Below are 12,712 nucleotides of genomic sequence, written 5' to 3' on the forward strand. Positions count from 1 at the left end.
CCCCCCCCCCCCCCCCCCCCCCCCCCCCCCCCCCCCCCCCCCCCCCCCCCCCCCCCCCCCCCCCCCCCCCCCCCCCCCCCCCCCCCCCCCCGCTCCCGTAGTTCAATCACCCGTCACAGGCTCATGTCTGACGGTTCGTCAGCCCTCGACGTCCTTGGAGAAGTCCTCCGCGCACTGGTCCTTCTCGCTCTGGCTGTCGGCGCTGCGCATGCAGTCGTCGAAGTTCTCGAACTCCTCGGAGTTCAGCAGCGAGACGCCGACGATGACGAGCACCGTCGAGACGACGAGCCCCAGCGCGCCCAGCACCGCGCCGACGATCGCCATCGTCCGGTGCGGCGCGCGTCCGCCGCGGGCCCGGCGGACACCCATGATGCCGAGCACCACGGCCAGCAGGCCCAGCACGATTCCGCCGACTATCGTCCAGAAGAGGAGGCAGGCGATGATGCCCAGCACCAGCGCGGCCACCGCCATGCCATTGCTCCGTGCGGGCGCCGGCTCGGGCGCCGTGTACGGCGTCGCGCCGTCGGCGCCCTGGTCGGGGTAGTGAGGCATGGACATCGAGATCACCCTCCGTTTTCGAGCCCGTCCATCGGGTTCACCCTCCGGTTGCCCCCAAACAGCGCGCGGACACAGCACCGACACATCGGGTGACGGGTAGCGGGCTCCACCGGCCGGTCCGCCATGAAGTCCGTCACAGGACGGGTGGCGGACGTGACCGCCGTGAGCGGGCCGTCGCGGTCAACGGCCCACCCCCGGAAGCCGATCCGGCTACGGCCCCCGCCGGGTCCGGTACGCGTGGACTCCGGGGCAACTTAGGTGACCCTTCCCTGACACCGTGGTCGCCTGGTAGAGCTGGAGGTGTTCCGTCAACGCATCGGAAGTCACGCTATGAACCACGACAGCACCGGCGATCTGACCCCCTTCTCGATCGACCTCACCTTCGACGAGGCCCGGCGGCGGGCCGAGGTCGTGACCGCCCTCGGCCCCCACTGGGACCCCCGGGCCGCGCTCCAGGGCGAGGACGAGGCGTACGCGCTCCTGTACTCCGGACTGGACGACGAGCAGCGGCGCGTCTACGACATGCTGGTGGAGGCCGGCGTGCTGCCGGGTGAGGAGCCGGGCCGTGCGGCAGCCCATTGATCCGCAGGCGGACCCCTCCCGCCGCGCCTGGCTGCCGTGCCCCGTCTGCGACAACGCCCGCTCCTGCGGCACCTGCGCCGACCGCCGCAACTGCGATCGGCACTGGCGTTATCTGATCTCCAACAACGGCCCGGTGGTCCACCTCCAGTGCCCGCTGTGCACCCACATGTGGTCCCTGGACACCCGTCCCGGTGTGACGCACCGGGACGACACCACCTCGCACATCTGACCCGCCGCCCCGCCGGGCCACGACCTAGTGGGCGGCGGTCTCGCCGATCGCCCGGTCCAGGATCTCCAGGCCGAGCGAGAGCTCGTCCTCGGTGGCGGTCAGCGGCGGTGCGATCCGGAAGACCCCGCCCATGCCGGGGAGCTGGACGATGTTCATGTGCAGGCCGAGTTCGAGGCAGCGGCGGGTGACGCGTGCGCCGAGTTCGTCCGGGCTGCGCCCCGTCCCGTCGTCGGCGACGAGTTCGAGCCCGGCCAGCAGGCCCCGGCCCCGGATGTCGCCGACGACGGCATGGCGGCCGGCGATGTCCGTCAGGCCCTTGCGGAGGAACTCGCCGAGCGACCGAGCGCGTTCGTCGAGTCCGTCCTCGGTCAGGACGTCCAGGACGGTGTTGCCCACCGCGGCGACCAGCGGGTCGGCGGCATGCGTGGTGAAGAACAGGAACCCGCGTTCGTACGCCTCCTGCTCGATCTCGGCGCTGGTGATCACGGCGGCGAGGGGAAGCCCGGCGCCGAGCGTCTTGGAGAGCGTGAGGATGTCGGGGACGATGCCGTCGCGCTCGAACGCGTACCACGTCCCGGTACGGCACAGGCCGGTCTGCGCCTCGTCGAGGATCAGCAGCATGCCGCGTTCCCGGCACTTGTCCCGCAGCGCCGCGAAGTAGCCGGCCGGCGGTTCGATGACCCCGCCCGAGCTGAGGATCGGTTCGACCAGGCACGCGGCCAGGCTGCCGGTGGACTGGGCGTCGATCAGGTCGAACGCGAAGTCCAGCTGGCGTCGCCAGTCGAGCGATCCGTCGGCCGTGGTGAAGTCGGGCCGGTACGGGTTCGGCACGGGGATGGCGAAGTTGCCGGGGGCGGCCGGACCGTAGCCCTTGCGCCCCGCGCTGTAGGTGGCGGACGCGGCGGCCTGCGTCATGCCGTGCCAGGACCGGGCGAACGAGACGATCTCGTGTCCGCCCGTGACCAGCTTGGCGAGCCGGATCGCGGCCTCGTTCGACTCGGCGCCGGTCGTCAGCAGCAGCGCCTTGTCCAGCGGCGCGGGCAGGGTGCCGGACAGCCGGCGGGCGAGATCGACCACCGGGCGGCTGAGCATGCCGCTGTAGAGGTGGTCGAGGGTCGCGACCTGCCGCTGGACGGTGGCGACGATCGCGGGATGCGAGTGGCCGAGTATCGCGCTCATCTGGCCGGAGGTGAAGTCGAGTATCTTCCGGCCGCCGGCCGTGTGGAGGAAGCTCCCGGCGGCACGGTCGATGATCTCGCGCGTGAACTCGGCCCCGTAGCGGACGAGGTGCCTGTCGGCGTCGGACCAGAAGCTGTCGTCGGACGGCGGGGTGGTGATCGGATCAGCCATGCCTTCGACGGTAGGGGGCGGCCGAGCGTCACGTCCATCTCACGATTCCGGCTTTCCTGTTCGGCAGAACCGCACAACAATGGCGGCGTGATGAATCCCTGGAGGCTGCGCCTGCTGAGCCAGCTCGACACGCTGGGCACCGTCCGCGCGGTCGCGCAGGCCGCGAACCTCAGCCCGTCGAGCGTCTCCCAGCAGCTCTCCGTACTGGAGGCCGAGACGCGCACACGGCTCCTGGAGCGGACCGGGCGCCGGGTGCGGTTGACCCCGGCCGGGCTGATCCTCGCGCGGCGGGCGCGGGCGATCCTCGACCACATGGACACCGTCGAGACGGAGCTTCGCGGGTTCGGCGAGGAACCGGTCGGGCTGGTGCGGCTGGGGGCGTTCCAGAGCGCGATCCACACCATGGCCGTACCGGCGGTGACCCGGCTGGCGGGAGAACACCCGCATCTGGACGTCGAGTTGCTCCAGCTGGAACCGCACGAGAGCCTGCCCGCGCTGCGCGGCGGCGACGCGGACGTCATCATCACGACCACCAACTTCGACGATCTGCCGCTGGGCCCCGACCTCGATCTCGTACCGCTGGCCACGGACCCGGTCCTGCTGGTCGTGCCGCCCGATCACCCCGCCGCCGGGCGCGGCGCGGTGGATCTCGCGGCCTGCGCGGACGAGCCGTGGGCGTTCGACGTACCCCAGTCGTACATGGCGAATCTCGCGCTGCGGCTGTGCCGTCAGTCGCGGTTCGAGCCGCGGGTGGTGTGCCGCTTCAGCAACTACCTGATGACTCTGCAACACGTGGAGGCCGGGCTGTCGATCGCGCTGCTGCCGGGGCTCGCCGTCGACCACCGGTATCAGGTCACCACCAGGGAACTCGCGAGTCCCGTGACGCGCACGATCACGGCGGCGGTCCGCCGCGGTTCACCGCCCCGCGCGGCGGTGCGCGTCGTGCTGGAGGCGCTGCGGCACACTCCGGGCCTGCCGGTACCGGGCCCGGACTGACCCCCGGACCGGTACCGCTTGCCCGTGCGGGGGGGGCGGCCGCCCCGCACGAGCCCGTCTCACCAGTCGTGGACGGTCCCGTCCTGGAGACGGTTGACGGGCAGATAGGCCGCTTCGTACGGATGGGCGGCGGCCAGTTCCTCGTCGAGTTCGACGCCGATGCCGGGGGCCTCGCCCGGGTGCAGATGGCCGTCCGTGAAGGTGTAGGCGTGGCGGAACACCCGGTCGGTGAGCGGGGTGTGGCCCGAGTACTCCTGGATGCCGAAGTTGTGCACCGCGAGGTCGAGGTGGACGGCGGCGGCCATCCCGACCGGGGAGATGTCCTCGGGACCGTGGATGGCGCTCTTGATCTGGTACTGCGCGGCGAAGTCGAAGAGTTTCCGCAGCGGCGAGACCCCGCCGAAGTGGGTGACCGCGGAGCGTACGTAGTCGATCAACTGCTCGGTGACCAGGGTCTGGTAGTCGTACACCGTGTTGAAGACCTCGCCGACCGCGAGCGGGGTCGTGGTGTGCCGGCGTACCAGGCGCAGCGCCTCCTGGTTCTCGGCGGGCGTGCAGTCCTCCAGCCAGAACAGCCGGTACGGCTCCAGGTCCCTGCCGAGCCGGGCCGCCTGGATCGGGGTGAGCCGGTGGTGCGCGTCGTGCAGCAGGGGCAGTTCGGCGCCGAACTCCGACCGTACGGCGTCGAGGACGGTGGGCAGATGGCGCAGGTACGCGGCGGTGTCCCAGTCCTCGACGACCGGACGCGGATGCGCGGGAGCGGCGTCCGCGCCGGCTCCGGCTCCGGCGGCGGAACCGCCCACGCCGTAGACGGTCCTGAGGCCCGGTACGCCGGTCTGGACGCGGATGGCGGGGTAGCCCCGGTCCAGCTTCTCGCGTATCGAGTCGAACAGCTCCGGCAGATCCCGTCCGCTCGCGTGCCCGTAGGTGGCCACCCGCTCCCTGCTCGCGCCGCCGAGGAGCTGGTAGAGGGGCAGCCCGGCGGCCTTCGCCTTGATGTCCCACAGGGCGACGTCGACCGCGGCGATCGCGGCCATGGTGACCGGGCCGCGCCGCCAGTAGGCGCCGCGGTACAGCGACTGCCAGATGTCCTCGATCCTGTGCGGGTCGAGTCCCGTGAGGAGGGGGACGACGTGGTCGCGGAGGTAGCTCACGACCGGGAGCTCCCGGCCGTTGAGCGTCGCGTCGCCGAGTCCGGTGAGCCCGTCGTCCGTCGTGATCTTCAGGGTGACGAAATTCCGGCCGGGGCTGGTGACGACGACCTTCGCGTCGACGATCTTCATGGTGTCCGCTCTTTCCGAGCCGCCCGGGAGACGGCTGTACGAGGACGGGATGGACTGATCGGGGGTCGGAGGGCCTGATCCGAACGACGGGCCTCAGCCCTTCGTGGCGCCGGACGTCAATCCGGCGACCAGGTATTTCTGCCCCAGGACGGCGGCCAGTACGACCGGCACCGTGATGAGGGTCGCCGCCGCCATCAGTCCGCCCCAGTCCGTGCCGGCGTGCTCCTCGCCCGCGTTCACCGCTCCGAAAGCGTCGGTGAAGCTCAGGTTGAGGGTGAAGAACAGCGGAAAGGTGAACATGGCGCCGACGAAGAGCTGCGCGGGCGCGAGCATCGTCCATTTCAGGCAACGGTTGGCCTGTTGGAAGGCGCGGGGCGGGCGGCTTGCGGCCAGCTCCCGCTCGGAGGGCAGCTTCGTACCGACGGCGATGTCCCCGGACCGGATGTCGTGCTCCAGCTGGCGGGCGATGCGCTCGGTGAGGAGGCCACGACGGACCGAAGGGTCAGGTGTCGGCATGGACCGGAGGATATCGCCCTCTCGATATCGGATGAGCAGAGCATGCATTGGTCGCCGATCGCAGGGCACACGATGGTCGAACGACACCGAACCAACACCGAACGAACAGGAACCCACGGCGGCGATCACACAGCCGCCACAGATCTCACCCGGCCCGGACTGACGAGTTCACGGGCCACCCGGCCGGAGCTGACGAGCCCGCGGGCCAGGGGGCGGCGCCGCCGCGCAGGCGAGGTCCGCACGCCATCAAACATCCACCAGTTAAGGAACAGCCATGATTCTCCTCGGTCTCATTCTGCTCGTCATCGGCATGCTCGTCGGCATCTCGCTGCTGACCACGGTCGGCGGGGTACTCATCGTGGCCGGCGCGGTCCTGTGGATCCTCGGCGCGACCGGCCGCGCGGTCGGCGGGCGCAAGCATTACTTCTAGTAACTTCTGGTACGGCGACAGGCGAGGCCGGGGCCGCGGAGAGAAACCTCTCCGCGGCCCCGCCGCTGTGCCCGTCCGGACCTTGCTCGACATTCTGTGACGAACCGTCATTCATCAGTGCGCAAAGGCCGGTTGGAGCGTTAAAAGCATCGATTGGAACGTTCAAAGCCTTGACGGAACTGACGCCGGGAAGCCACGATCTCCTGAACCGCCAAGACGTCGGCGGCCGGAAGATCCGATCCTCCTGTCCGTTCCCACGTCCACGAAGGGCGGTCTGTCCGTGTCCGGTGGGGCATGAACAGCAACGTCATCGTCTTCACCCCGGCCGGTTGCACGGCCACCCCGGGCCACGGCTGCGCCGCCGTGGCCGCCGACCAGACGAAGTGCACGGCCACCACCGGCCCGTCATGGTCAGTTGAGAGCCGGGGCGTCTGACGGACTCCGCCCGTCAGGCGCCCTGCCACACGGCCCTGCCGCCATGATCGCCGTGATCGCCGTGGACGGCCGGTTCGGAGAGTGGCGCGCGGCCCAGATGTCCGGCGAGCGCGGACGTGGCCGCACCCGTCGGTGAGGTGCCCGCCTTCACGCCCCGGGCCAGCAGATGGAGCCGGCGCGACCAGGGCTCCAGCGGCTCACAGACATCGAGTGCCGGGCCGGGCGGGCCGGGGTCGACGGCACGGCGCGGTACGACGGCGAGCCCCACTCCGGGGGCGGCGAGGGCGATGACGGTGTCGAGACCGGCGACCGTGGTCCGGTAGCGCACCACCGGGGCGTGCGGGCCGAGGTTCTTCTCGATCCAGCGCCGCAGTGAGGAGTCGGGGTCGAGCCCGACGAGCGGGTGCTCGGCGACCTCGCTGTACGTCAGCCCGGTGCGTCCGGCGAGGATCCCGCCGGCCCGGCCGATCACGACGAGGGAGTCGTAGCCGAGGGGGCTCATGGTCAGCCCGCTGTCGCGGGCCTCCTCGTCGTCGATGACGATCCCCAGGTCCGCCTCGCCGTCGGCGAGCATCCGCACGGTGCGCGGGGTGCGGCTTTCGAAGTCGCTGACGTCGGCGTCCGGATGCGCACGGAGGAACGAGACGAGCGCCTGCGGCACGAATCCCTGGATGGCGGAGCCACCGCAGTACAGGGTCAGCGGCGCGGCCGGGGGCCGGGTGTAGCTCGCGACCGCGCCTTCGAGCCGCGCCGTCCGGGCGAGCACATCACGCGCGTGGCGAGCCAGGACATGGCCTCTCCGGTCGCGTACTGGCACGCCCCGGACATGAGGCGGAACCCGCCGGGGTGACCGCCGCGGGTGCCACGGCGGCGGAGCCCACGCACGACGTCGGTGGCGACAGCCTGGTGACGACCTTCACCGACCCGGACGGCGATGTCCTCGGGGTGCTTCAGGAAAGCTGACCGCCGGCGCCCGCCGCCGGCACGGTCGGCCGGGGGCCATCCGCACGGGCGGTCGTCCCGGGGCCGCTCACGCCGCCCGGACGGCCAGCCGGGTCCCCAGCGCCACGATCCGCAGGGAGCGTTCCGTGGCGTCGGCGAGGATCTCCCTGCTCCCCTCGATGGCCTCGGGCAGCGACATCGGAGCCGGCAGGATCGCGCTGTACGCGTCGACGCCGATCGCCCGCACCAGGTGCGCGCCCGGTCCGATCGTGCCCGCCAGGACGAACACCGGGACTCCCGCCGCGTGGGCCCTGCCCGCGACTTCGGCGGGGATCTTGCCGCGTACGGTCTGGTGGTCCAGTGCGCCCTCCGCCGTGATGACCAGATCGGCTCGCGCCAGCCGGGCGTCCAGGTCGAGGCGGTCGAGCAGGACCTCGAAGCGGGGCAGGAGCCGCGCCCCCACCGCGGCCAGTCCGGCTCCCAGTCCGCCGGAGGCGCCGGTGCCGGGGGCCGTCCGCAGATCGAGCCGGGGCGACAGATCGCGGGTGAGGACGGCCGCCCAGCGCTCCAGGGCCGCCGAGAGCACCTCGACGTCGGCCGGGCCCGCGCCCTTCTGCGGTCCGAAGACGCGTGCCACGCCCTGCGCGCCGCACAGCACGTTGAAGGGGTTGCAGGCGACGAGGAGTTCCGTGGCGGCGAGGCGCCGGTCGAGCGCCGAGGTGTCGACGCGGACCAGCTCGCCGAGCGCCGCGCCGCCCGGCGCGAGTTCGCGACCGTGGTGGTCCGTCAGCCGGGCACCCAGTGCCTGGAGTGCCCCGGCGCCGCCGTCCGACGTGCCGGAGTCCCCGCAGCCCACGAGCACGCGCCGGGCACCCCGGTCCAGGGCCGCGCGGATCAGCTCGCCCACGCCGTAGGTGGTGGTGCTGCCCGGATCCCGCAGATCGGCGGGTACGAGGGAGAGACCGGCGACCGCGGCCATCTCCACGACGGCGGTGACGGGGCCGGGGCCGTTCTCGCCGAGCAGCGCGAAGTGGGTGGGGACGGGCCGCCCGACCGGTCCTGTCGCGGTGCACGGCACCAGCCGGCCGCCACCGGCGAGGGCGAGGGCCTCCGCCGTGCCCTCCCCACCGTCCACCAGCGGGATCAGGTCGATGTCGGCGTCGGGGATCACCCGCAGGACGCCTTCGGCGATGGACTCGGCCACCTGAGCCGCGGAGAGCGATTCCTTGAACCCACTGGGGGCGATGACGATGCGGTAGCTCATGGCTGGGTCTCCAGGTGGACGGGCACGCCGAGCAGTGGCCAGACGGCGAGGGCGAAGAGCAGCACGAGGGCCGCGGTGAGGGGCGCGAGCAGGGCCGAGAGCCGCAGCAGATCGCGCGGGGTGTACGTGGGTGTGCCCGGCACGTCCGCGAAGAGCGCCACGGGCTTCGCGGAGGCGGGCAGTGTGTGGCAGAAACCGGCGGCCGCGGTGGAGGCGAACGCGGCGGCGACCGGGTTGACGCCGGCGGCGACGGCCGCGGCGACCACCAGCGGGACCAGTACGGAGGACCTGGCGGAGCGGGACTGGAGCGCCAGATGGGCCGCCGTACTGATCACGACCACTCCGGTGAGGAACATCCACGGCGGCACCGCCTCACCGCCGGGCACCCAGCCAACGAGCCAGTCGGCCGCGCCCGATTCGGAGAGCGCAATGCCCATCGCCATGGTGGCGGCCATGAACAGGAGCAGTGGCCAGGGCACCGTCCGCAGGCCGTCCTTGAGGCCGACGGTGCCCAGCGCCGGCGACGCGGCGACCACGGCGCCGATGAGTGCGACCAGCGCGGGCGACACGCCGTGCAGCGGTTCGCTGCACCAGAGCAGGACGACGGTGCCGAGCAGCAGGACACACCGTGCCTCCGGCGGGCTGAGGGGCCCTTCCACCGGGGACCGCGAGTGCTCCTGGATCTGCCCGGCGGTGATCCGGACGGGCCCCTTCCGGTCGGCCCGGCGGGTCGTCGTCAGGAGGACCAGTTCGGCGGCCAGATGGGAGGAGACCACGGCGAGTGGCAGCCCGAGGATCAGCCAGCCGACGAAGCTGATCTCCTCCCCCGTCTGCTCCCACAGCACCCCGACGGTGATCAGATGGGCGCCCGCGCCGATCAGCGTGGCGACGGCGGAGAGCAGGATCACCGTCGGGAAGAGGAGGGCCAGCATCACCACGAGGCGGCTCCGGCCGGCGAGCGCCTTGGCGAGGGCCAGGAAGACCGGCAGGGCGAGTGCGGCGCGCCCGGAGGTCGCGGGCACGGCGAAGGCGGTGACGACCAGCCCGGCGGTGGTCAGATGCACCAACTGCCGTACGGGGCCGGCCCCGCCGACCAGGAACGCGGCGGCGCGGCCGGCGAGTCCGGTCTTGGTGACGGCGGCGGCCAGGACGAACGCGCAGATCAGCAGCCACACCGTCTCGTCACCGAGGGTGGCGAAGAGCGTCTCGCTGCTGATCACCCCGGTGGCCGTCAGCGCGAGCCCGGCGCCCAGCGCGACATAGGTGTCGTCGACGGGGGTGGCGATCCAGGTGTACGTGGCGAGGACGAACACGACGAGCGTGAGCCGCGCGTCGCCGCCGAGATCGAGGAGCCCGCCGGGCAGGACGAGCAGGACGCAGAGACCGAGAACGGCACCGAGGCCGGCGGACTGTCGGAGAGTGAGGGGCACGACGATCAGCCTGCGGCCGGGCCGTGAGGTCCGAATGAGCCGCGCGTGAAGGCCACTTCATCTGCGCCCCACCCCACCCGACCGGCGAACACCGCGAGCCGCGAACCGTTCAGGGCATGCGGTAGCCCATGCCGCGGATCGTTTCCAGCCGCTCGGCGCCCAGTTTCCGGCGCAGGGCGCGGACGTAGACGTCCACGATGTTGGAGCCGGGGTCGAAGTCGTAGCCCCAGACGTGGGAGAGGATCTGTTCGCGTGACAGCACCTGGCCGGGGTGGCGCAGGAACATCTCCAGCAGGACGAACTCACGGGCCGTCAGGTCCACCGTCCGCTCGCCGGCGCGGGCCCGTCGCGTCCGCAGGTCGAGGCTGAGGCTGCCGCTGCGCAGCATGGTGACCTCCGGCGCGCGCGCCGCGGTGCGCAGCCTCAGCCGGACCCTGGCGAGCAGTTCCTCGAAGCGGAAGGGTTTCGTCATCCAGTCGTCGGCGCCGCCTTCGAGTCCGGCGACGGTGTCGCGTACGGAGTCCCTGGCCGTCAGCACGATGACGGGCAGCGTGACGCGTGCCTCGCGCATCTCCCGCAGGACGGTGAATCCGTCGCGGCCCGGCAGCCCGATGTCGAGCAGCACCAGGTCGAATCCGCCGGAGACGGCGTGGTGCAGTGCGCGGTCGCCGTCGTCGGCGATGACGGTGGTGAAGCCGTTGGCCCGGAGTCCCTTCTCCACGAAGGAGGCGATGCGCGCCTCGTCCTCGGCGATCAGAATGCGATTCATGTGCCCGTCTCCAGGATGAGTACGAAGGTGGCGCCGCCGCCGTCGGTGCGGCGCAGTTCGACCCGGCCGTGGTGGCCTTCCGCGATCGCCTTGACGATGGCGAGTCCGAGTCCGGCGCCACTGGTGCGGGCGCCCCGGCGGGCCGTGCCGCGCCGGAATCTCTCGAAGATCACCTCGGCGTCCCGCGGCGGGATTCCGGGCCCGCTGTCGGCGACGTACAGTTCGATCCGGTCTCCGTGCGCCTGTGAGCCGACGCGTATGCGCTGGCCGGGCACGGTGTGCTGGACGGCGTTCTGCGCGAGCTGGACCATCGCCTGGGTGATCCGCTGCGGGTCCAGTGGTGCCTCGCGGTCGGCGACGGTGTCGAGCAGCCACTCCCGCTCCCCCAGCGTCCGCACCTTGACGAAGACGTCCGCGGTCAGCTCCGCGAGCTGGACCGGTTCCGGCCGTACGAAGTCGGGCCGCTCGGCCTTCGCGAGCAGGAGCAGGTCCTCGACGATACGGCTCATCCGGTCGAGTTCGTCCGTGACCAGCCGTATCGTCTCCTCGCGGTCGGCCGGATCGTCACCCATCAGTTCCAGATGGCCGCGCACGATCGTGATGGGGGTGCGCAGTTCGTGTCCGGCGTCGTCCACGAACACGCGCTGCGCGGCGAACGCCTGCTCCAGCCGGTCGAGCATGCCGTTGAACGTCTCGGCGAGCGCCGCGATGTCGTCCCGGCCCGCCACGGGGATCCGGCGGGTGAGATCCCGCTCGGTCAGCTCCGCGGCCGTTTTCCGTACGACGCGCACGGGCGCCAGGATGTGGCCGGCGACGGCCCAGCCGATGCCGCTCACCAGCACCAGCGCCATGCCGGACAGGACGATCAGTGTCCAGAACGTCTGGTCGGCGACGGCCCGTTCACGGTCGGAGTGGAAGGCGACGACGAAGGCGCCGGGGGGAGCGTCACCCAGCGGCCGGATGGTGACCTTGGCCCAGCGCAGTTCTCCCTGGGAGCGGTGCAGTGTGCCCGAGGAGTCCTTGGAGTCGATGATGCGGGACAGTGCCCGGTCGTCGCGCCACAGGGCGATGTGGTCGGGGAAGTCACGGCGCTGCCGGATGACGTCGCGGGCGCTGGTGGAGGAGCGGGGCAGGCCGAGCAGTTCCTCGTCGGGGTCGGCGTACTGCCGTTGCAGGAAGGTCTGGAGCAGTCTGCGCGGGTCGCCGAAGCTCTTGCCGGTGTCCGGGTCGACGCCCTGTTCCACGAAGTTGGCGAACTCGCCGGTCTCCTGTGACAGCAACTGGCTTATGCGGTGTTCCACGTCCCGGTGGAGGATCGAGCGGACGGTGACCGCCACGGCCCCCAGGGCGATGGTCATCACCACGAGCAGCCAGAGCAGGATCCGCACCCGGGCGGAGATCCTCGGAACGTCAACCGTCATCACCGAAGTCGTCGTCATCGTCGTCGTCACCGTCGGCGGCCGACGGACCCGGTACGACGGCGTCGCCGGCTGTCTCGCCGGGCGAGGCGGTGGGCGGGCCCGTCGGAGTGCCGGTGGGCGACGCCGGGGGACCCGTACTCCCTCGGCCGTCCGGGCTGCCGCTCGGGGTGTCGCTCGGTGAGCTGTCGAGCTGTACTCCGGGGGGCACCTTGGGCGCCTCGGGACTGTCGGTCATAGCGTAGCTGGTGGCGGCGATGCCGAGCGGGACGGCGACGACGGCCGCCAGGGCTGCCAGACGGGGTGAGAAGGCCATGGCCCCATCCTGGCGACCGGGCCGGTCACCGGGATGAAGCCGGGATGAGGATTCCTTCATGATCCGCCCCGTGCCACATGACCCTGGCGACGCCGCCCTGCCGACGATCGCGGCGACGGGACCGCGCCGCTCACGCCGTACGAACCCGCTCGCCGCGACGCCGTCCGCTCAGGCTGGGTCGTGTCCTCGAAGTC

At 71.8% G+C, this 12,712-nt stretch carries 14 protein-coding genes and 2 pseudogenes; 5 read left to right on the top strand and 11 right to left on the bottom strand.

Annotated elements, in window-relative coordinates; genetic code table 11:
• Window positions 1-138: 138 nt before the first annotated feature.
• Window positions 139-558 carry a DUF4190 domain-containing protein gene (locus ACZ61E_RS00005; protein WP_469696143.1) on the bottom strand — a complete coding sequence of 140 codons (420 nt, stop codon included), beginning with the start codon at window positions 556-558 and terminating at the stop codon, window positions 139-141.
• 330 nt (window positions 559-888) lie between these two features.
• On the opposite strand from ACZ61E_RS00005, the gene ACZ61E_RS00010 reads away from it, so the two are divergent.
• Both ACZ61E_RS00010 and ACZ61E_RS00015 read left to right on the top strand, forming a co-directional pair.
• Window positions 889-1,140 (top strand): DUF6400 family protein, encoded by a 252-nt coding sequence (locus tag ACZ61E_RS00010; protein WP_469696145.1) that lies wholly within the window; start codon window positions 889-891, stop codon window positions 1,138-1,140.
• Window positions 1,124-1,369 carry a hypothetical protein gene (locus ACZ61E_RS00015; RefSeq protein WP_469696147.1) on the top strand — a complete coding sequence of 82 codons (246 nt, stop codon included), beginning with the start codon at window positions 1,124-1,126 and terminating at the stop codon, window positions 1,367-1,369. Before ACZ61E_RS00010 ends, ACZ61E_RS00015 begins: the two co-directional genes overlap by 17 nt.
• A gap of 24 nt (window positions 1,370-1,393) precedes the next feature.
• Here ACZ61E_RS00015 and ACZ61E_RS00020 read toward each other — a convergent pair whose 3' ends face one another.
• The gene (locus ACZ61E_RS00020) at window positions 1,394-2,719 is read right to left on the bottom strand and encodes an aspartate aminotransferase family protein (RefSeq protein ID WP_469696148.1); all 1,326 of its coding nucleotides are present in this window, start codon (window positions 2,717-2,719) and stop codon (window positions 1,394-1,396) included.
• 90 nt (window positions 2,720-2,809) lie between these two features.
• Here ACZ61E_RS00020 and ACZ61E_RS00025 point away from each other — a divergent pair, with 90 nt between their 5' ends.
• A complete protein-coding gene (locus ACZ61E_RS00025; protein ID WP_469696626.1) occupies window positions 2,810-3,715 on the top strand; it encodes a LysR family transcriptional regulator in 906 nt (301 codons plus the stop codon).
• Between the two features lie 59 nt (window positions 3,716-3,774).
• On the opposite strand, the gene manD is transcribed toward ACZ61E_RS00025, so the two are convergent.
• From manD to ACZ61E_RS00040, 3 genes and pseudogenes are all read right to left on the bottom strand, one after another.
• Window positions 3,775-4,998, bottom strand: coding sequence for a D-mannonate dehydratase ManD (manD, locus tag ACZ61E_RS00030; RefSeq protein ID WP_469696150.1), 1,224 nt, complete (start codon window positions 4,996-4,998; stop codon window positions 3,775-3,777).
• A gap of 93 nt (window positions 4,999-5,091) precedes the next feature.
• Window positions 5,092-5,220: pseudogene (locus tag ACZ61E_RS00035) on the bottom strand (carbohydrate ABC transporter permease); the annotation flags it as partial.
• A gap of 162 nt (window positions 5,221-5,382) precedes the next feature.
• Window positions 5,383-5,514 (bottom strand): annotated as a pseudogene (locus ACZ61E_RS00040) (GntR family transcriptional regulator); the annotation flags it as partial.
• A gap of 274 nt (window positions 5,515-5,788) precedes the next feature.
• Between ACZ61E_RS00040 and ACZ61E_RS00045 the strand changes: the two are divergent.
• Window positions 5,789-5,944 carry a hypothetical protein gene (locus ACZ61E_RS00045; protein WP_469696151.1) on the top strand — a complete coding sequence of 52 codons (156 nt, stop codon included), beginning with the start codon at window positions 5,789-5,791 and terminating at the stop codon, window positions 5,942-5,944.
• 294 nt (window positions 5,945-6,238) lie between these two features.
• On the top strand, window positions 6,239-6,379 hold the full coding sequence (locus tag ACZ61E_RS00050; protein WP_469696152.1) for a hypothetical protein: 141 nt from the start codon (window positions 6,239-6,241) through the stop codon (window positions 6,377-6,379).
• A gap of 13 nt (window positions 6,380-6,392) precedes the next feature.
• Here the strand turns inward: ACZ61E_RS00050 and ACZ61E_RS00055 are convergent, their stop codons facing one another.
• The 6 genes from ACZ61E_RS00055 to ACZ61E_RS00080 form a co-directional block, all read right to left on the bottom strand.
• Window positions 6,393-7,196: a LysR substrate-binding domain-containing protein gene (locus ACZ61E_RS00055; RefSeq protein ID WP_469696154.1), complete on the bottom strand. Its 804-nt coding sequence runs from the start codon at window positions 7,194-7,196 to the stop codon at window positions 6,393-6,395.
• Window positions 7,197-7,409: 213 nt separating this feature from the next.
• The gene (locus ACZ61E_RS00060) at window positions 7,410-8,585 is read right to left on the bottom strand and encodes a glycerate kinase family protein (RefSeq protein ID WP_469696156.1); all 1,176 of its coding nucleotides are present in this window, start codon (window positions 8,583-8,585) and stop codon (window positions 7,410-7,412) included.
• The gene (locus ACZ61E_RS00065; protein WP_469696158.1) at window positions 8,582-10,015 is read right to left on the bottom strand and encodes an SLC13 family permease; all 1,434 of its coding nucleotides are present in this window, start codon (window positions 10,013-10,015) and stop codon (window positions 8,582-8,584) included. Before ACZ61E_RS00065 ends, ACZ61E_RS00060 begins: the two co-directional genes overlap by 4 nt.
• 109 nt (window positions 10,016-10,124) lie before the next feature.
• Entirely contained in the window at window positions 10,125-10,784 is a 660-nt protein-coding gene (locus ACZ61E_RS00070; RefSeq protein WP_469696159.1) for a response regulator transcription factor, read from the bottom strand.
• The gene (locus ACZ61E_RS00075; protein ID WP_469696160.1) at window positions 10,781-12,205 is read right to left on the bottom strand and encodes a sensor histidine kinase; all 1,425 of its coding nucleotides are present in this window, start codon (window positions 12,203-12,205) and stop codon (window positions 10,781-10,783) included. The genes ACZ61E_RS00070 and ACZ61E_RS00075 overlap by 4 nt, the downstream gene beginning before the upstream one ends.
• Window positions 12,195-12,518: a small hydrophilic protein gene (locus tag ACZ61E_RS00080; RefSeq protein ID WP_469696161.1), complete on the bottom strand. Its 324-nt coding sequence runs from the start codon at window positions 12,516-12,518 to the stop codon at window positions 12,195-12,197. The genes ACZ61E_RS00075 and ACZ61E_RS00080 overlap by 11 nt, the downstream gene beginning before the upstream one ends.
• Between the last annotated feature and the right edge of the window lie 194 nt (window positions 12,519-12,712).

Source organism: Streptomyces sp. NPDC104581, from assembly GCF_055583685.1.